A 19,159-nucleotide genomic window follows, 5' to 3' on the forward strand; every position below is an offset into this window, starting at 1 on the left:
GCACGATGTCTGCTGCGAACGAAGCGATCACTTTCCTGCTGAATCGGGACAGAGTCGAGGAAAAGGCCGCCCCCGGCATCGTGTTGCTGGACATCATCCGCCGCGAACGCCATCTGACCGGTACCAAGGAAGCCTGCCGCGAGGGCGATTGCGGCGCCTGCATGGTCTTGCTCGGCACGCCAGATGCTGCATCCCGGATGCATTATGTCCCGGTCAACTCGTGTTTATTGCCGCTGGGCGCGGTTGCCGGTCGTCATGTGGTCACGATCGAAGGTATCAACGGCCAGTCACTGAATCCGATCCAACAAGCGCTGGTGGCTCAAGGCGGCATCCAATGCGGCTTTTGTACGCCGGGCATCGTGGTCGCGCTGACCGCCTTTTTTCTGAACGGGAGCGCTTCCGATGCCGCCGAAGCGGACGATGCGGTTGCCGGCAATCTTTGCCGCTGCACCGGTTACAGCGGCATCAAACGGGCCATTCATGAACTTTGCGGCCGCTTCGATTTGAGAACCTCGCCCTTCGAAAACCGCATCCGCGAATGCATCGACTGGCAATTGCTGCCGCCTTACTTTGCCTCGATTCCGCAGCAACTGGTCGCGCTGCCGTCGGTAAAACCGTCCGCTGGCGAACAAGATGCCGTCAGGGTGGCCGGTGGCACCGATCTGTTTGTGCAGCAACCGGTTCAATTATGCACCCAACCGCTGGCTTTTTTGCAGCCGGAGGACAGCCTTGAAGGCATTCGCCTGCAAAACGGCCAATGCCTGATCGATGCGGCAGCCACGATCGAACAACTGCGGACATCGCCAGAGATGCGGACGCTGTTTCCGGCAATAGTCGAAGATTTCAAGCTGGTCTGTTCCGCGCCGATTCGTCAGCGGGCGACCGTCGGCGGCAATCTGGCCAATGCCTCGCCGATCGGCGATCTGTCGGTGTTTTTTCTGGCGCTCGATGCCGGCGTTCGGATCGCCGGACCCCTTCGGGAACGCTCGGTCAAATTGCGGGACTTCTTCAACGCGTACAAGCAGATCGATTGCGGGCCGGACGAACTGCTCCGGGAAATCCTTTTCGATCTGCCCGATCCGTCTGCCGTTTTCAGTTTCGAAAAAGTCAGCAAGCGAACCTACCTGGATATCGCCAGCGTCAATTCGGCGCTGCTAATCGAAGTGTCGAACGGCATTATCCAAAAAATTCACCTGTCCGCCGGCGGCGTCGCGCCGATTCCCCTGTATTTGGCCGCGACTTGCGACTATTTGCTCGGAAAAGCGCCGCGTCCGGATGTCGTTATTGAAGCGGCCGGGGTCGCGCAAACCGAAATTGCGCCGATTTCCGATGTCCGCGGTACCGAAGGTTATAAACGCTTGCTGCTCAGGCAGCTGATTTTCGCCCATTTCCTGAAACTGTTTGCGGAGCAACCCGGCTGGGAGGCGCTGTATGAATCTTCGTGATGTCGAATTACATGCGCAGGGCGCATCCCAGTTTACCGACGACCTGCTTCTTCCGGAAGGTTCGCTGGCGGTTTTTCCTGTCGTTTCGACGATAGCACACGGCATGATCGAAAGGATCGATACCGCGTCGGCATTGGCTTGCTCCGGTGTCGTCGCCGTGTTTACGGCGGCCGATATTCCGGGCATCAATCAAATCGGCAACGTTGCCGCCGATGAGGTGTTGCTGGCCGAGACAGAAGTCGTGTATCAGGGGCAGCCGATCGCCCTGGTGGTCGCCGAAACCGTCGACATGGCCCGGCAGGCGGCGGCTTCGGTCGTGATCGATTATCGGCCCTTGCCTGCCGTATTCGATGCCCGGACGGCGGATAAAATGGGCCTGCACATCGCGCCGAGAAGGCTGTTTTCTTTCGGCGATATCGAGGCGGCCTGGGGCCAATGCGATCTGATCGTCGAAGGCTCGGCCGCGACCGGCGCGCAGGAGCACATGTATCTCGAAACCCAGAATGCCATCGCCTTTCCTCTGGAGAACAACGGGCTCAAGGTGCTTTCGGCGACACAGTCGCCGGGCTCCACACAGCGCATCATCGCCAGGGTACTGGGCTTGCCGATGCACGCGGTAGAAGTCGATGTGCTGCGCCTCGGTGGAGGCTTTGGCGGCAAGGAGGAACAGGCGACTGCATTTGCGGTGATGGCGGCCCTGGCGGCTCATCGCTTGCAACGAATCGTAAAAATATCGCTACGGCGGGATGAAGACTGCCGGATGACAGGCAAGCGCCATCCCTATGATGCGGACTTCAAGATCGGCCTGGACCGTTCAGGAAAAATTTTGGCTTACCGGGCCGATTTCTTCCAGAATGCCGGCGCGGTAGCCGACCTGTCTCCGCCCATCCTGGAGCGCTCGTTGTTTCATGCCTGCAACAGCTATTTCATCCCCAACATGCAGGTCAGCGCGGTCAGTTGTAGGACCCATCTGCCGCCCAATACCGCGTTCAGAGGCTTCGGCGGGCCGCAGGGAATGTATGTGCTGGAGTGCGCGATTTTTAAGGCGGCCGAGACCATGGGTGTCGACGCCGGCCGAATTCAACAGATCAATCTGATGCAGGAAGACCGGTATTTTTACTATGGCATGCAGGCGCGGCGCTGTATGGCGACGGCATGCTGGCAGGAAGCGGAGTCCCGTTTTGGCTTGCAAGATCGCCGAAAGGAAATCGATGCATTCAATGCCGCCCATCAGCTCGAAAAGAAAGGCATCGCGATCATGCCGGTGTGTTTCGGCATCTCCTTTACCTCGACTTTTCTCAATCAGGCCGACGCGCTGGTTCATGTCTACGGCGATGGCAGCGTCAGCGTCAGCTGCGGCGCGGTCGAAATGGGGCAGGGCGTGAAACAGAAGATCGCTAAGGTGGTTGCTGCGGTTTTCGGCCTCGACGAGCAACGCGTCAAGGTCGAAAGCACCAATACCACGCGCATCGCGAACATGTCGCCGACCGCGGCCAGCACCGGCGCCGACCTGAACGGTCAGGCGGCCCGTCTGGCCGCATTGCAGATCCAACAGCGCCTGATCGAGCTGGCTGCCGCACAACTCGGCGTCGAAGCTTCGGAGCTGACCTTCGAGCGGGAAGGGGTCTATCGGCAGGGCAAAGCGACAGAGCTAAGCTGGAACAAACTGGTCAACTTGGCCTATATGTCGAGGACGGCCTTGTCGGCCGAGGCGCACTACGCGACGCCGGAGCTGTTTTTCGACCGGGATAAGGCACAGGGCCAGCCCTTCGCCTACCATGTCTACGGCTGTGCGGCGGTCGAAATCACCGTCGATTGCCTGCGCGGGAGGTATCGCATCGATAGCGTCAAAATTGTGCACGATGACGGCCAGCCGCTGGATGTGATGGTCGATCGCGGCCAGGTCGAAGGCGGCGTCGTACAAGGGCTGGGCTGGATGACGCTGGAAGAGGTCGTGTTCGACGAGACGGGGCGCCTGTTGACCGATAACCTGACCGCTTACAAAATTCCGGACATGCATTTCGCACCGGCCATCGACGTGCACTTTTTGGAATCGGCGACGAATCCGCCGGGCCTGATGCATTCGAAGGCGGTCGGCGAACCGCCCTTGATGTACGGCATTGCGGCCTATTTCGCGCTCTGCAAGGCGATTCGGGCGTTCAATCCAGGCTGGCAACCCGATTTCCACGCTCCGATGACGCCGGAAAAAATGCTGTTGGCGCTGCATCAGAAACAACATCCCGATGCTTAACTGGCGCAACGTCGTGCACGGCAGTCTGGTTTACGCGAGCGGCGATTCCATTGCCGCCGCGATTGCGGGCGATTTTCAGATGAGCCGGATGCTGGGCATGACGTTTGTCGGCGGAACGCTTTATGCGCTGGAGATTCCGGCGTATTTCGTCTGGATAGATCGGCAGTTTGACCATCCCGGTCGATGGAATGCAATCAAGCGCATGCTCTGCGCGGAAGCATTTTTCAATCCGTTGTGGATCGCGCGGCATATTGCGCTGATTAATTTGTTTTCGGGACGCGGCTCGGAAATCAACTGGGGCTTGTTGGCAATCGGACTGGATTCCTTTCTGTACGCCTTGCCGTTTGCGCTACTGATCAATTACGTGATACAAAACGTGATATCGCTCAACTGGCGGTTTCTGGCCAGTGCGCTGTTTTCGGCTGCCATGGCGGTCTATTACGCTTTAAGCGAGGTGCTGTTTGGCTGATCCTGTGCAACCCTGGCAATGGATAGGCGAGAGCTTGGCTGCGGGCGAGCCGGCCACGTTGCTGCTTGTCGTCGACAGTTGCGGCAGTTCTCCGGGCAAGAGCGGCGCCAAAATGGCGGTCAGCGCGAACGGCGTGATCGGAACGATTGGGGGAGGGGCCGTCGAATATGGCTTGATTGAATCGGCCAGGGCAGCGATGGCCAAGGGAGAGTCCGAGCCGACGCTTGTTTCCAGAGCGCATCATGCCTCGGAAACGGGTACCGGTTCCGGCATGATCTGCGGCGGCGAACAAACGGTTCTAGCCTACCCCTGCCGGATTCAGGAACGGTCCTTATTCGAGCAGGTCGCCGAATGCTGCCGCCTCAGAATGCCAAGGCGCCTCGTCGTATCAAGGCGCGGCCTGCGACTGATCGACGCCGATGCGTCGGGTTTTTCTGCACATTTCGAGCCCGGTGCAGACTGGCATTACCAGGAAGTGATCGGGCTCCGCAAATGCGCCTATATCATCGGCGGCGGACATGTCAGTCTGATGCTGTCCAAAGTGCTCGATCTGCTGGATTTCGATTTCGTCGTGATCGATGAACGCGAAGGCCTCGAAGCGATGCAAAGCAACGACGTCGCCTGGAAAAAAATCGTTACCCCTTACGCGGAGATCGATCAAGCGGTTCCGGAAGGCCCCGAGGTTTTTATCGTCATCATGACGCACAGCCATCGAACCGATGCGCGGGTCTTGGCGAAGCTGGCCGCAAAGAACGTGCCTTATCTTGGCCTCTTGGGCAGCCGTAAAAAAATTGCCTCGATCAAGGAGGCCTTGTCCAGGCAAGTACCGGAGCAAGCCCTGCAAAGGCTGCATGCGCCCATCGGCTTGCCGATCAAGAGCCATGCGCCGGCCGAAATAGCGATCAGCATCGCCGCCGAATTGGTCCAATTTACCAATTCTGTCATGAACCATTAACAACATGGCCTTACCGATTTATCACCGATGGAGACTCTTTATGAACAGCGCCATTAAACTCACGAATGCCCGAGTAATTAGAGCAACGAAGGACGCGAATGCAGATAATAAAATCGCCACTGTCGATCTCGAAAAATTTGAATTTGTTTATCAAACCATCGAATGGACCGATGTGAAGTCGGGTGCAGTAAGCGAAGACAGTTGGAACGAAGGACCCGCTTGAAAAAGGCTTATGATGAATGTCGATTTCCTGATTCTGCTTTAAACCGATGAGATTAGTCGTTGCGTTGGGTGGCAATGCGCTACTGCTCCGAGGCGAAGCGCTGACCTCCGAAAATCAGCGCCGCAATATTCAAATTGCCGCCGCCGCGCTGGCGCCACTGACTGGCGACCATCAGATCATCATCACGCACGGCAATGGACCTCAGGTCGGACTGTTGGCATTGCAAGGCGCGGCCTATAAGTCTGACGAAAGCTATCCCTTGGACATTCTCGACGCCGAAACCGAAGGCATGATCGGTTATCTGATCGAGCAGGAATTGGGCAATTATTTGCCGCCAGAACGGCTCTGTGCAACCTTGCTGACGCAAATCGAAGTGGACCCCAATGATCCGGCTTTTGACTCGCCGAGCAAGCCGATCGGCCCCGTTTACTCCAAAACCACCGCGGAACGACTCGCCAATCAACATCGCTGGCGCATCGCGAAGGATGGCGAATATTATCGGCGTGTGGTGCCGTCGCCCAGGCCGCGAAGGATCGTCGAGATCGAGGTGATTAAGTCACTGATCATACGTAATGTGGTGGTGATTTGCGCGGGAGGCGGCGGCATCCCGGTTGTGAAGGACGTAGATGGCCACTGGCGCGGCGTTGAAGCGGTGATCGACAAGGATCTGGCCGGGGCGCTGCTGGCGATCGAGTTAGGCGCCGATCATTTCTTGATGCTGACCGATGTCGATGCGGTGTACCAGAATTGGGGAATGCCCAAGGCCCGTGCGATTCGCCGCATATCGCCCGGAGCGCTTCGGGAAATGGCCTTTGCCGAAGGCTCGATGGCTCCGAAAATACTGGCCGCATGCGAATTTGTCGAGAAAACCGGCCGCATTGCCGGCATCGGCCAGCTCAAGGATGTGGTCGAGATTCTCGACGGAACCGCCGGCACGACGATCGCGCCGGATGTGGATATCGGCTGGTGGGATTGACTGCAGGGTTTCCTTGCGCATTCAATCCGAAAGCAAATTCCGCTCTTGCAGAAATGCTTCCACCAACCCGCTCAACAACGGCTCGCCGATTTCGTCGAATTCGTAACTCGCGCGCACGACCGGTTTGTTGATCTCGATCAGCGCGCCAAGGTCGCACGGCGTCGCGGTCACGACCACATCGGCCTCGGCCGCATTGATCGTTTCTTGCAAGGCGCGAAGTTGTGCCGGATGATAGCCGACGGCCGGCAGCACCTTGCCGATATGCGGATAGTGGCGGTAAACCTCGACGATCTCGCCTGCCGCGAAATCGCGCGGATCGACAATCTCCGCCGCCCCGGCTTCCAATGCGGCAACATAGCCAGCGCCATAGGCCATGTCGCCGTGCGTGATGGTCGGGCCATCCTCGACCACGAGCACGCGTTTGCCACGCACCCGATTAGGATCAGACAGTTGCACGATCGAGGCGCCGCGCCCGACCTTAGCACGTGGATTCATTTGCCGCACGGTGTCTTCCACGCGCCGCACATCGTCAGGCGCCGCCGAATTGACCTTGGCGATCAGAATAATATCGGCCATCCGCAGCACCGTCTCGCCCGGATGATGCGAAGTTTCATGGCCCGGCCGCAACGGATCAACCAGCACGATGTGCAGATCGGGCCTTATGAACGAAAAATCGTTGTTGCCGCCGTCCCAGACAATGATGTCGGCTTCCCGTTCTGCGAGTTCTACGATCCTGGCATAATCGATGCCTGCAAACACCACATTGCCGATCGCCAGATGCGGTTCGTATTCCTCGCGTTCCTCGACCGTGCAGCCGGCCGCATCCAGATCGGCGCTTGCAGCGAAACGCTGCACGGCCTGTTGCTCCAGATCGCCGTAAGGCATCGGATGCCGGATCACCGCGACTTTCAGGCCGTGCGCCTTCAACAGTTTGGACAGCCAGCGCGTCGTTTGCGATTTGCCGCAGCCGGTGCGCACCGCGCAGCAGGCGATCACCGGCACGGAAGCCTGGAGCATCGTTCGCTTCGGGCCCAGCAGGATGAAGTCGGCGCCTTGGGCGAGTGCGATCGAAGCCGTGTGCATCACCCGGCTATGCGGCACGTCGCTGTACGAGAAAATGACCTGATCGATGTGCTGCGTTCCGCACAGGGCGGCGAGTTCCGCTTCATCGACGATAGGAATGTCCTCGGGATAAAGTTGGCCTGCCAGTGCGGCCGGATAGCGGCGGCCCGCGATGTCCGGAATCTGCGCGGCGGTGAAGGCGACGACTTCGTAGGCCGGATCGTCCCGATAGACAACGTTGAAATTATGAAAATCGCGGCCGGCGGCGCCCATGATCACGATTTTGGTGCGTTGTTTCGTAGCGGGCATAGAAAGTTCATCCTGACAGGGTGATCAGAGAATCCATTATGGCAAATCGTTCCGCTTATTATCAGGATGCTTTGCGGGTGTGACTATACAGGTTGTTGAAGAGCCGGATGACAACGGCAATCAGCGTCTGGGTGGTCTTGATTGCCGGTACCCGAACCGGATTTTCCGAAGCGAAATCATCGATCGTTTCGTTCATGAATTTTACCAGTCCCATTTGTCCGGTTTCATCGAGCGAGCGCTGCCGCAGGCGATCTTGCAGTTTTTCCCTGATCTTTTCGTCCATGAATTTATCCGCCAGCAACGATTGCAGCTCCGCATCCAGCAGCATCGCTTCTTTCTCAAGAAAGTCGAAGTCCAGGTCTTTGTGCGAGGGTAGGGGGCCGAAAGCGTGCTGATAGATGCAAATCACGTCGAAGCAAAGGTCCATGAACAAGTGCGACATGTCCTGGTTTTGCTCGGCGATGATGGCCGGAAACATGCCGAAGAAGGTTTGCGCCAAAGCGGTTTGATCAAGCTGGAATTGCTCAATAATCTTCCGGCCGGCGTTCTCGTCGATGCTTCTCGCATATTCTATTGCCTGATATAGCTCGCGGTCTGTCAGTTCGTGCATGATTGCCCTTTATGGATGAGATGATAGAGATAATATAACATTTCATGCGTTATTGAGCGCTTGGAATGAATAGTCGCAGGCGTCCGCTGGTTTTACTCAGGGAGTCTCAGTGCACTCGACCCGACATGGCTACACGGGGGAAATGTCACTCCCGATGCCGAAACCGGCGATATCGTATCCGTGACAACGCATGACCAGATTGGCCAGCAGCCCGGTCCAGCCGGTTTGATGCGCGGCGCCGAGCCCCTGGCCATTGTCGCCGTGAAAATATTCAAAGAACAACAGATGTTCGCGCCAGTCGGGATCGGACTGCCAGGGACTGTCGGCCGCAAAGGCCGGCAGGCGGCCGTCGGCATCGGGGCGGTAAAGGTTAACCATCCGCCGGGACAAGCAGTCGACGACTTCGCTCAGGGTCAAGGCCTTATCGCCGAGTCCGGGCGCAGAAACGGTATAAGCGTCGCCGAGAAAGCGGTGGAATTTCTCCAGCGCCAGGATCAGCGTGTAATTGGTCGGCAGCCAGATCGGGCCGCGCCAGTTCGAATTGCCGCCGAACAAGCCGGAATTCGACTCGCCGGGCACGTATTCGATCATGGCCTGGCCGATGCCCGGCAAAACCCCCAAATCGCGGCGCTCGGCATGGACGCGGCTGACGCTCCTTATGCCGTATGGCGAGAGAAACTCCTGTTCGTCGAACAGGCGGCGAATGATCGCCGGCAGCATGGTGTGATCGACCAGCGACAGCAGGTGTTCGCCGCGGCCGTTTTTACGCGCGGGGCAGGCGCAAATGGCATTTCCGTGGAACACGCCGCCGCCATGCTGGTTGAGCAAGGCGCGGAAGCGAGGGGCGTTCTTCAACAAGCGATGATCGACGATTTCGCAGGCGAATAGAGGAATCAGTCCGACCCAGGAATAGACGTTCACGCGATGGTGCTTGCCGTTGGGCTCCACCAGCAAATCCTTGAAAAAACCGTCCTCCGGATCCCAAAGCGAAACTCCGGTTCCGGCATGGCCGGCGAGGGTGTTGGCGATATTCAGAAACTGCGTATAAATCTGTATCGCCGCATCCTCATAATCGGGATCTTCGGTCGCCAATTCCAGCGCCATCACGGTCATGTTCAGCGCAAACATGGCCATCCAACCCGTCGCGTCCGACTGTTTCAGTTTGTAACCTTCCGGTAAGCGCTGGGAGCGGTCGAACACCGAAATGTTGTCGAGGCCCAAAAAACCGCCTTCGAATACATTCAGGCCGTCGCGATCCTTGCTGGTGATCCACCAGGCATAATTCATCAAGAGTTTGTGAAAGACGCGCTGCAGAAAATTGCGGTCGCCATGGCCGCGCTGTTGCCGTTCCATCCTGAATACCTGCAACGCGCCCAAGGCATGCACGGGCGGATTCACGTCGCTGAAAGACCATTCGCAAGCCGGGATCTGGCCGCTCGGATGAAAATAGGTTTCTTTCAGCAAGACTTCGATCTGATGTTTGGCAAAATCCGAGTCGATCGAGCAGAACGCGATGCAGTGAAAGGCCAAATCCCAGGCCGCAAACCAGGGATATTCCCAGGCATCCGGCATCGAGATTATATCGGCGGCCCTAAGGTGTTTCCAGTGCGCATTCCGCCCAGCCTTGCGGCTTTCCGGAGGCGGCAATTGATCGCCTTGCAGCCAGCGCAGCACGTCATAATGAAAAAACTGTTTTGACCATATCATGCCGGCCATGGCCTGGCGAAAAATCCGAAGATCGTCCGTGTCGGCATTCGGCAGCAGATCGGCATAAAACCGATCGGCTTCCTGTCGGCGTTGTGCAAGCACAGCGTTGAAATCGGCGAAAGGATCGGTATCGTCTTGCGCGCTCAGCACCATTTCGACGATCTTCTCGCCGCCGCCCGGAACGGTCAGCACATGCCAGGCGGCGCTTTTGGTACCTGTTTGTTCGGGATTGACTGCCTCTATGTCCCGATCGATTACCCGGCGGTGAAAGCCGTCCTTGACATGGGGCAGGGCATTCGGAATGCCCCAGAGGCGCTCGCCGTTGCTTTCATTTTCGGTAAACAACAGTTCCACCTCCTGCCTGCCGTGGAGACGGTAGCTCCCAAGCTCCGGGTGAGCGGCTTGGATGGTCCATCCGCATCGGTTCCCGTTTTCTCTTTTCAGTACGGGTCTATCCCTATGCTCGCCACTCCAGTTCCAGGTATTGCGAAACCATAGTGTCGGCAAGAGATGGAGACTGGCTAAATCGGGGCCGCGGTTGCAAACCGATAGGCGGATATGGATTTTATCCGTGGAAGCCTTGGCATACTCGATGCCAATATCCCAGTAACGCTTGTCGGCGAAGACGCCGGTATCCATCAGGCCGAAAGGCGGCTGATCGCGTCCTCGCCTTGCGTTTTCCTCCACCAGGCGGGCATAGGGAAAAGCGGCTTGCGGATATTTGTAAAGATATTTCAGGTAGCTGTGACTCGGCGTCGCATCGTCATAAAAGTAATATTCCTTGACGTCCTCGCCATGGTTGCCCTCGTTGGCGGTCAGGCCGAAAAGGCGTTCTTTTAGAATCGGGTCCTTGCCGTTCCATAAGGTCAGGGCAAAACACAGGCGCTGTTTTTCATCCGAAATGCCGCCCAGCCCGTCTTCGTTCCAGCGGTAAACGCGGGATCGCGCCTGCTCATGGGAAAAATGCTCCCAGGCGTTCCCGTCCGGGCTGTAGTCTTCGCGCACCGTGCCCCAGGCCCGTTCGGACAGGTAAGGTCCCCACAGGCGCCAGTTTTCTTTGTGTTGGCGTTGATTCTCAAGCCGTCTTTGTTCGGCATTGGTTTTATCGACAATCATGCTTTTTCTCCTTTTTATCTATTATCAAATAATAGAGACTTATTAAGCGCATCAATACCATGTCCGTATTCCTCGAATACGCCACCAGGATTAACCGGTGACAAATTTTCAACGCCATGGTTCATGACGCCATCATCATAGATCCGGCAATATCCGTGACCGGTGCGTGGGGGAGGGGTATTATTTTGTTCTTGCCTGACAGGATGCCCACTTGAAAAGCTAACGGGCAAACCCTATTGTAAGGGCATGAGACCGGACATCCGGTTTATCATCGACAAGATCCATTTGATTAATTAACGAGGAGACTACGATGGCCTACCATTACCAACCCTGGAGTTTGTTAAATCAATTGCAACGTGAGCTTGAGCGCGCACATGAAGGCGGCGCAGGTGAGGGCTCTATCGCGACGGCCGAATGGACGCCTGCGGTCGACATCAAGGAAGACAACGAAAAATTCGTGCTCTATGCGGATATCCCGGGCGTCAAACCGGAAGACATCGACATCAGCATGGAAAACGGCGTATTGACGATCAAGGGCGAAAAAAAGAACGAAACCCAGTCCGAACAGGAAGGTTATAAACGCGTCGAGCGGATCTACGGTTCGTTTTACCGCCGTTTCAGCCTGCCCGATACCGCCAATGCCGATGCGATCAGCGCCAAATCGAAAAACGGCGTGTTGGAAATTGTGATTCCGAAACGCGAAGCGGTCAAGCCGAAGAAAATCAGCGTCGAATCGATAGAGTGATGTAGCGTACGAGTCGCCGGTTTGACGATGAGGCGGCTTGACTTTCTTGTATGAGGATGGGGTAAGGTATTATGCCTTTCTTCATCCTCCGAGAACTCAGAGTGTTTTGCTTGTCAGCCACTCATTCCGGAAATTGACCATTCACCTCAACAGCATTATGAACCAAGAAGACATTCTGTTTCCTGTTTTTGCGTTAGGGGCGTTGACCTTCTTTGTTGCGCTTTGGATGGCGCGCCTTAGGTTCAAAGCCGTCAAACAAGGCGACCTTGACCGGCGTTATTACCAACTGAACCGCGGCTGGGAAGCTCCCGAATATTTGGTTAAGGTGAGTCGAAACTTCGAGAACCTGCTTGAAATTCCTATACTGTTCTACGTTGTCGTACTTATGCTCTACGCGACAAAGCGGGTAGATGTCACCTATATCGCATTGGCGTGGATCTATGTCGGCAGCCGTTTTATTCATAGTTATATCCATACTACCTACAATAATGTTATTCATCGCATGATCCCGTTCTTGTTCGGAAGCATCGTGCTTATCGGAATCTGGATACGTCTATTTGTTCAAATGATTTAGTCCGGCCAAACCAGCAGGTTTCACTACGCTTTGCGACAGCTAGGCGTTTTGGATTCGCTCAAAAATAACTTCCCGAAATTGCCCTATGGAAAAGCCCGATATGCGCACCGTGTTTGGGCTGACCGGCGTCGCTTTCTCGCCAGCGCCGGCCGATTTCGCTACACGACAAATTTCTCCATAAAGCGCCTTCGCGCACTTTGTACCCATTGCGGATATCGGGTCGCCGGCGCTGAAGTCCGCCAACAGGTCGAGCAAGTGAGGCTCCAACTGTGCGGATTGTTCCAGTGCTGTTTTTCCTGTCGTCGCCTTTTTTTCGAACCCGATCCGCTGCTGGGTCATCGGGCAAATCGAGCTCCAGCTGGCCTCGGCGGATGGTCTGGGGCCAAGGCGAATAGCATCTCTTATACGTATAGATACCTAGGTAATCATACCAATATGATTATCCATATAAGTTGTGGCCCAATTGAGCGGCCTTAAACAAGGCTAGGCTGGTACGGATGGTCAATTTTCACCAGGTGTCAGGACAGGCCAGTCTAATGGCAGTGGTCAATATGGATAGTTACTTTATCTCACAAAGGGGGCTATCTATTCGAGCCGTGCGCCCATCCTAATTTGCGCTCTTTCATAAAAATAGCAAGGAGAAAAACAATGAAACCTTCGCTCGTAATAAAACAAAGTCGACTCTTTTTCTATGGCGTTCGGTGCGCTGCGGTTGCTGTGCTGATGCTAGCACTGCCCTTGGGAGCATCGGCCGGCCAGGGAAATGTGGACAATCCAGGTATCCTGCCACCCCAATCACATGCATACGGAAAGACTTACGCCGAATGGTCCGCCGAGTTTTGGAAATGGGCCTATTCCTTGCCTGGGACGAATCACCCGCTATTTGATTCAACCGGCGAATACGTCGCCACGGGTCAATCGGGTAAAGTATGGTTTTTGGGCGGCACTTACAGCGCAACCGAATCTCAACTGCCACAAGGAGGTACTCAGAATATCGGAGAGGCCTCTCGAACGGCTACTATCCCCGAGGGGAAAGCGTTGTTCTTCCCGATATTGAATAGCGAAAATGACAACTTTCAGGTGGACAAGAACAACAATCAAATTGCTCCCTCCGAATACACTGAGGCTGAATTGCGCGAATTCGCTGCCTTTGGCTTCGAAAGCGGTTACGTCAATAACCTGTATTGCAGCATCGACGGTCGATCAGTAAACGGCTTGGAGGACGCGCGCACTACCTTATACCGCGTAAAGTCGCCCTTGTTTACATACTTTTTGCCATCGGGTGACAACCTTTTCGAAGCTCAGGGCTTCCACATTGCCGGGCCCCTCCCGCCGCCGGGGGCTGTCTCAGACGGTATGTATCTGATGGTGGCGCCGCTACCGGTTGGGGAGCATGTCATCAAGTTCGGCGGGGACTATTTCGTTCCTGGGGTTACTCCCGACATGGATTTCTTATTCAGTCTGGACATCACCTACAACTTGACCGTAGTTCCGAGCAAACAAAAATAAATAATTCAGTTGTTAGGTTGTTAGCAGGGAGGGGCAACATGGTCTGTCACCTGGCTTCCAGGAAATGCGTTAGGGATCGGGCAAGATTGGCGTATTTCGGCGGGCAATAAAAAACCCGCTAAACCGTGCGGCTTGCGGGTTTTTGGACTTCATTGATAATCAATGAATTTTGAATTGGTGGAGGCGGCGGGAATTGAACCCGCGTCCGCAAGTACTCCGCCGTAAGGTCTACATGCTTGTCCCGCGCTTTTGATTTAACTGCCAGCTACCCGTCGGGCCAAGAAAACTGTCAGCGATTCCGTAAGGTTTTAGCGCCGCCACACCGGACGGATTTTGGCGCGATCTTATGTGAATGACCTCTGAGCGTCCCGTTTGTCCCGAAGGACATTAAGAACTCTGCCCGCATAAGCACAAACAGTCAGAGGAATGGAGGCTGTTTTTAGGCAGCGAGAGCCATTGAGTAGTTTTCGTCGTTTGCGAATACTTTTTTTCTGTAGGTTTTACGAGGTGTACAGTCCTCGGCATGCACTTAAGGTTTCGCTACCCACGTCGAAGCCAGGTCGCCCCCTTAACTGTTTTACATATCAATAAGATATGGTTTTTTTCAAAAAATTCAACTTCTTGAAAAATTTTCTTTTAACGGGATTTTTTCCGATTGCGTTACGCTCTTGCAAAACGTCAAGGCAAAGCCGGAAGCACCGTAAAGCGGCATTATACATCATAAGACAAAATATCCCTATAGCCTTCTTGAATGAATCGATGCGAGGTGGGAGCGGTTTGCAACCGCGACTTCGCAGGACTCCCTCGTTCGCGCTTAAAAAGCGCTCCCACATGATAAATTTGTAATAAACTGCTTGACGAATCTCGGGAATGCTGTAGAATGCGCTCCTTCTAACGCGGAGCGGTAGTTCAGTTGGTTAGAATACCGGCCTGTCACGCCGGGGGTCGCGGGTTCGAGCCCCGTCCGCTCCGCCATCTCTCTTCTTCATTGGGTGAGCATTTTGCTCCCCCTCTCCTTTTTTTCTGTTAGGCTGTCATTTTTATTCCGGCAACGTCTTGGGATAGAGGATCTCGATCAGCTTGGCGCAATTCGTTTCCAGTTCATTCCAGTCATCGGGCATTTCGAGTCTTGCCAGGGCGGCTGTCGGCAACAGTTTTTCGGTGTCGGGCAGATTGTCTTCTCCGACCAGATCCGTCAAAAGTTCTTCGAAGTCAGGATTGTGTCCGACCAACAGGATGCGTTTTGTCGTGGCCGGACATTCTGCCAGCACGTTTTTGATGGCTTCGGTGCCCTGGAAGTAGAGGCGGGGCTCCTGTGTCGGTTGCTCATGCAAATCGAGTGCGTCGGAGACCAGTTGCGCGGTGTTCAGCGCGCGGCGGGCAGGCGAGGTGATGATCAAATCCGGACGCGAGTGTTGCTCATGCAACCATTCGCCAAGGCGTTGCGCAGCGCGTCTGCCGCGCGGTTTCAATGGACGGTCGATATCGGCACACGATACCTCGCGGTCCGATTTGCCATGACGCAGTAACCATAATTCTCTCATCGGTTTTTACCTTTTAAAATATTTATTCTTGCAATCTTATCGGTTATTTAAGGTCTAATGATCGGTTATGCCGGCTCGGTTTGCACGTTTGCCTATCGCTGGCGGCGTCATTAAACTGTCATAGAGAGCTGGCAGTATAAGGGATTTATGCATTTTATCTCAAAACTGTTTCCGGAAACGATTAGGCAATGATGGACTTACGATTCGAACTACCCGTGGGCCTGACCGTCGATAAACTGATGGAGTCTCTCGGCAGGTTTGCCGACGTGCAGCTGGTTTTGCAGGAGTATTGCCTGCGCACCTATTATGACAGCTTTGATTGGCGCCTGTACCAGAACGGCATTTTGTGCGAATTTAACCGCTCCAAAACGACTTCCGATCTGGTGCTGAAAAATTTGCAGAACGGCCGGGTGTTTGCGACGCTGGAAACCTCCGAAGCGCCTTCGCGGAACAGCCGCTTCAAAGCGGGCAAGGTGCGCACCACGCTGGAATCGTATCTGGACCAGCGCGCGTTGCTGCCGGTTTGCACGCTCGAATACGAAGCCTATCATCTGTTGCTGCGCAATCAAGACCAGCACATCATCTTGCGGCTGTTGCTCGAAGACTATGACCTGTTGAACGGCCAGCTGTCGTTTCAGACGGTCAGGGGGTATCTGAAAACCGCCGAACAGATCGCCGCGGCTTTGACCGAGGAACTCGGCATCCGGGTGCTCGATCGTCCGGTGCTGGAACTGGCGTTGGGCCTGGAAGGCCGCAAGCCGAACGATTACTCGTCCAAGCTTAAAATCGTCCTCGATCCGGTCATGCGCTCCGATCTGGCCGGCAAATTGATCTTCGGTACCTTGCTGAAAACGATCAAGGCGAACGAGCAGGGCGTGATTGCCGATCTGGATGCCGAGTTCCTGCACGATTTCCGGGTCGCCGTGCGCCGAACCCGTACCGGCCTCAGCCAGTTGAAGGGCGTGCTGCCGAGCGATGTCAACGCCTATTTTGCGGACTTTTTCTCCTGGCTGGGTCAGGTCACCACGCCGACGCGCGATCTCGATGTGTACCTGGCTAAATTCGAAACCTACAAACAGCAGTTGCCTGCGGATTTACATGCCGATCTCGAGCCGTTTTTGACTTTGTTGCAGGAAAAGAAGCTGAAAAATCAACAGGATCTGGCCGATAAGCTGCGGTCCCCGAAATTCCGGAAAGCGTTGGTCGAATGGGAGCAATGCCTGAAAAGCCAGGCCTACCCGAAATTGGCGAAAATGAGCCACATGGACATCAAAACCCTGGCCGACCGTCGGATTTGGAAGACCTACCGCCGCATCCTGGAAGAAGGCGGCGCGATTACGGTGAATTCGGCACCAGGGGATTTACACGAACTGCGCAAGACCTGTAAGAAATTGCGCTATCTGATCGAGTTTTTCCAGAGTCTGTATCCCAAGCTACAAATCAAAAAGCTGATCAAGCAGCTCAAAGGGTTGCAGGATGTACTCGGCGACTTTCAGGACTTCGATGTGCAGATGGACTTTATCGATCAATGCGCCAAGGACAAAGAGAATGCGCTGCCTTCGCCGACCATCAATGCCCTGGACGAGCTGATACGTCAACTTGCGGCGCAAAAAGCGCGCGCCCGCAGGCATTACCAGCCGGCATTCGAAGAGTTCGCGATGGCGAAGAACCACGCCTTGTTCAAGTCGTTGTTTGCGACGCATCGTTAGGACGCCTTCACCCTGTGGGAGCGCTTTTTAAGCGCGACCGGGGCCGGCCCATGCAGCCTGAGTCGCGGTTGCAAACCGATCCCTCCTTCTGAATCGCGGTTGCAAACCGCTCCCACTTTGCTTCATGGACCCTCCCGGTTTTCGGTCCTCTCGATTACAATAAACGGTTTTCCCTGGCTTCTGTGTCGTTGGCTTATGAATACCGTCCTGATCGGCATCATCGTTTACATCCTGCTGCAACTGCTGGTCGGCGTGTATTGTTCGCGCAGGATCGCCAGCGAAGACGATTATTTGCTGGCGGGGCGCAGCCTTGGCGTCGGCATGGCGAGTCTGAGCGTGTTCGCGACCTGGTTCGGGGCCGAAACCTGTATCGGTGCGGCAGGATCGGTCTATGAAAACGGGCTGTCGGGCGCGACGGTCGATCCGTTCGGTTATACCCTGTGCCTGGTCCTGATGGGGCTGGTGTTCGCGACGCATCTGTGGCGGCGCAACCTGACCACGCTGGCCGATCTTTTCACGCAGCGCTATTCGGCCAAAATTCAAAACTTTGCGGTGCTGTTGATCGCGCCGACCTCGATCATGTGGGCCGCGGCGCAGGTGCGCGCGTTCGGGCAGGTGCTGTCCTCGGCATCGGGGCTAGAAGTCGAGATCGCGATTGCGGCCGCGGCGCTGGTCGTGATCGTCTATACGATGTACGGCGGCCTGCTGGCCGATGTGGTGACCGATGCGGTGCAGGGCGTCGCGCTGATCATCGGTCTGTTGCTGCTGTTGGTTCTGGTGCTGGAGGCGGGCGGCGGCATCGAGGCTTCGGTCGCGCGCATCGAACCCGAACGTCTCGGGTTTTTCGGAACTTCCGCAAAGCCGGGGCTCGAAACGCTGGAGCAATGGGCAATTCCGATCTGCGGCTCGGTGCTGTCGCAGGAACTGGTCGCGCGCGTGCTGGCCAGCCGCTCTCCCGAAGTCGCCCGGCGTTCCTGCGTTTACGGCGGCCTCCTGTATCTCGCGGTCGGCCTGATTCCGGTCACGATCGGCTTGTTCGGCATCCAGTTGCTGCCGGGGCTGAATGAGCCCGAGCAAATTTTGCCGAACTTGGCGCAAAAATATCTGCACACGTTTTTTTATATCATCTTTGCCGGCGCGCTGATTTCGGCGATCCTGTCGACCGTGGACAGCGCCTTGCTGGCCGCCTCGGCATTGCTGTCGCACAACCTGATCGTGCCGATGCTGAAAATCGGCAACGACGAGGCGAAGGTCAAAATCGCCCGGCTGATGGTGTTGGCGAGCGGCATCGTCGCCTTTGCGCTGGCCCTGAACGCCGGCCGGGTCTATACCCTGGTCGAAGAAGCGTCCGCTTTCGGCAGCGCCGGCATCTTTACGGTGGTGATCTTCGGTTTGTTCACATCGTTCGGCGGCGTGATCAGCGCCGGGGTCACGCTGGCAGCCGGCATGCTGACCTGGATCGTCGGGCATCATGTACTGGATCTGGCAACGCCTTATCTGGTTTCGTTGTCGGTCGCTTTTGCAAGCTATCTTCTGGTGGGAAGTTGGGAAAGCATGCGCGCGGGAAATATGCAGGCGGGTCTTATAAGAGCGTGGTTGCGGAGTGATCGATGATTGACACTATTTTCGGATTGTCCGAGAGTATTCGCTACGTCGCGGTCTACAAGCATGGCGACCTGCAGTCGCGAGCCAAGGCCAATACGGAGGGGGCCAGCAGTTCCGAAAGCGATAAGTATGAGGAAATGTTGGTGAATCCAACCTTGCTGACACTGGCGTCGCAGCGCGGCAACATCGACTGCGGCGGCCTGGATTACCTGATCGTGCGCTATGGCAACTTCTTTCAGTTCGTGCTTCCGACAGACGGGGGGCATGTATCGGTCTGTATCGAGGCGGATGCAAACCCGATTGAGATTGGTGTTCGGGTCAGGAGCCTTGTGCAGTCCGTATAAAACATC

The 19,159-nt window shown here is 55.8% G+C and carries 17 protein-coding genes, 1 tRNA gene and 1 other RNA gene; 13 read left to right on the forward strand and 6 right to left on the reverse strand.

Going from position 1 to position 19,159, the window contains the following annotated elements:
• Positions 1-5 precede the first annotated feature (5 nt).
• The 6 genes from ACEPPP_RS00625 to arcC are packed head-to-tail and all read left to right on the forward strand — an operon-like array spanning position 6 to position 6,319.
• Positions 6-1,445: an FAD binding domain-containing protein gene (locus tag ACEPPP_RS00625; RefSeq protein WP_374089133.1), complete on the forward strand. Its 1,440-nt coding sequence runs from the start codon at positions 6-8 to the stop codon at positions 1,443-1,445.
• Positions 1,432-3,696 carry a xanthine dehydrogenase molybdopterin binding subunit gene (locus ACEPPP_RS00630; protein WP_374089134.1) on the forward strand — a complete coding sequence of 755 codons (2,265 nt, stop codon included), beginning with the start codon at positions 1,432-1,434 and terminating at the stop codon, positions 3,694-3,696. Before ACEPPP_RS00625 ends, ACEPPP_RS00630 begins: the two co-directional genes overlap by 14 nt.
• Positions 3,689-4,165 (forward strand): hypothetical protein, encoded by a 477-nt coding sequence (locus ACEPPP_RS00635; RefSeq protein ID WP_374089135.1) that lies wholly within the window; start codon positions 3,689-3,691, stop codon positions 4,163-4,165. Before ACEPPP_RS00630 ends, ACEPPP_RS00635 begins: the two co-directional genes overlap by 8 nt.
• Entirely contained in the window at positions 4,158-5,120 is a 963-nt protein-coding gene (locus ACEPPP_RS00640) for an XdhC family protein (RefSeq protein ID WP_374089136.1), read from the forward strand. The genes ACEPPP_RS00635 and ACEPPP_RS00640 overlap by 8 nt, the downstream gene beginning before the upstream one ends.
• A 40-nt stretch (positions 5,121-5,160) precedes the next feature.
• Positions 5,161-5,343, forward strand: a complete 183-nt coding sequence (locus tag ACEPPP_RS00645) for a hypothetical protein (RefSeq protein ID WP_374089137.1) — start codon at positions 5,161-5,163, stop codon at positions 5,341-5,343.
• A 46-nt stretch (positions 5,344-5,389) separates the two neighbouring features.
• Entirely contained in the window at positions 5,390-6,319 is a 930-nt protein-coding gene (gene arcC, locus ACEPPP_RS00650) for a carbamate kinase (RefSeq protein WP_374089138.1), read from the forward strand.
• Positions 6,320-6,340: 21 nt separating this feature from the next.
• Here the strand turns inward: arcC and ACEPPP_RS00655 are convergent, their stop codons facing one another.
• From ACEPPP_RS00655 to ACEPPP_RS00665, 3 genes are all read right to left on the reverse strand, one after another.
• Positions 6,341-7,690, reverse strand: a complete 1,350-nt coding sequence (locus ACEPPP_RS00655) for a cyclic 2,3-diphosphoglycerate synthase (RefSeq protein WP_374089139.1) — start codon at positions 7,688-7,690, stop codon at positions 6,341-6,343.
• Positions 7,691-7,751: 61 nt separating this feature from the next.
• Positions 7,752-8,300 (reverse strand): hypothetical protein, encoded by a 549-nt coding sequence (locus ACEPPP_RS00660; RefSeq protein WP_374089140.1) that lies wholly within the window; start codon positions 8,298-8,300, stop codon positions 7,752-7,754.
• 129 nt (positions 8,301-8,429) lie between these two features.
• On the reverse strand, positions 8,430-11,123 hold the full coding sequence (locus ACEPPP_RS00665) for a glucosidase (protein WP_374089141.1): 2,694 nt from the start codon (positions 11,121-11,123) through the stop codon (positions 8,430-8,432).
• Positions 11,124-11,433: 310 nt separating this feature from the next.
• On the opposite strand from ACEPPP_RS00665, the gene ACEPPP_RS00670 reads away from it, so the two are divergent.
• Together ACEPPP_RS00670 and ACEPPP_RS00675 are read left to right on the forward strand one after the other, a co-directional pair.
• Positions 11,434-11,868 carry an Hsp20/alpha crystallin family protein gene (locus ACEPPP_RS00670; protein WP_374089142.1) on the forward strand — a complete coding sequence of 145 codons (435 nt, stop codon included), beginning with the start codon at positions 11,434-11,436 and terminating at the stop codon, positions 11,866-11,868.
• Positions 11,869-12,025: 157 nt separating this feature from the next.
• Positions 12,026-12,442, forward strand: coding sequence for an MAPEG family protein (locus tag ACEPPP_RS00675; RefSeq protein ID WP_374089143.1), 417 nt, complete (start codon positions 12,026-12,028; stop codon positions 12,440-12,442).
• A gap of 39 nt (positions 12,443-12,481) precedes the next feature.
• On the opposite strand, the gene ACEPPP_RS00680 is transcribed toward ACEPPP_RS00675, so the two are convergent.
• Entirely contained in the window at positions 12,482-12,781 is a 300-nt protein-coding gene (locus ACEPPP_RS00680) for a hypothetical protein (RefSeq protein WP_374089144.1), read from the reverse strand.
• Positions 12,782-13,090: 309 nt separating this feature from the next.
• Here ACEPPP_RS00680 and ACEPPP_RS00685 point away from each other — a divergent pair, with 309 nt between their 5' ends.
• Complete coding sequence (locus ACEPPP_RS00685) at positions 13,091-13,951, forward strand: hypothetical protein (RefSeq protein ID WP_374089145.1); 861 nt, start codon at positions 13,091-13,093, stop codon at positions 13,949-13,951.
• A 175-nt stretch (positions 13,952-14,126) separates the two neighbouring features.
• On the opposite strand, the gene ssrA is transcribed toward ACEPPP_RS00685, so the two are convergent.
• Positions 14,127-14,519: a transfer-messenger RNA gene (gene ssrA, locus ACEPPP_RS00690) on the reverse strand.
• A 330-nt stretch (positions 14,520-14,849) separates the two neighbouring features.
• Between ssrA and ACEPPP_RS00695 the strand changes: the two genes are divergently transcribed.
• A tRNA-Asp gene (locus ACEPPP_RS00695) sits at positions 14,850-14,926 on the forward strand.
• A 65-nt stretch (positions 14,927-14,991) separates the two neighbouring features.
• Here ACEPPP_RS00695 and ACEPPP_RS00700 read toward each other — a convergent pair.
• On the reverse strand, positions 14,992-15,495 hold the full coding sequence (locus tag ACEPPP_RS00700) for a histidine phosphatase family protein (RefSeq protein ID WP_374089146.1): 504 nt from the start codon (positions 15,493-15,495) through the stop codon (positions 14,992-14,994).
• Between the two features lie 188 nt (positions 15,496-15,683).
• Between ACEPPP_RS00700 and ACEPPP_RS00705 the strand changes: the two genes are divergently transcribed.
• From ACEPPP_RS00705 to ACEPPP_RS00715, 3 genes are all read left to right on the forward strand, one after another.
• The gene (locus tag ACEPPP_RS00705) at positions 15,684-17,204 is read left to right on the forward strand and encodes a CHAD domain-containing protein (RefSeq protein ID WP_374089147.1); all 1,521 of its coding nucleotides are present in this window, start codon (positions 15,684-15,686) and stop codon (positions 17,202-17,204) included.
• A 195-nt stretch (positions 17,205-17,399) separates the two neighbouring features.
• A complete protein-coding gene (locus ACEPPP_RS00710; RefSeq protein ID WP_374089148.1) occupies positions 17,400-18,818 on the forward strand; it encodes a sodium:solute symporter family protein in 1,419 nt (472 codons plus the stop codon).
• Positions 18,815-19,153: a hypothetical protein gene (locus ACEPPP_RS00715; protein WP_374089149.1), complete on the forward strand. Its 339-nt coding sequence runs from the start codon at positions 18,815-18,817 to the stop codon at positions 19,151-19,153. Before ACEPPP_RS00710 ends, ACEPPP_RS00715 begins: the two co-directional genes overlap by 4 nt.
• Positions 19,154-19,159: the final 6 nt, after the last annotated feature.

This window comes from Methylomicrobium lacus, assembly GCF_041897535.1.
Lineage (GTDB): Bacteria > Pseudomonadota > Gammaproteobacteria > Methylococcales > Methylomonadaceae > Methylomicrobium > Methylomicrobium lacus_A.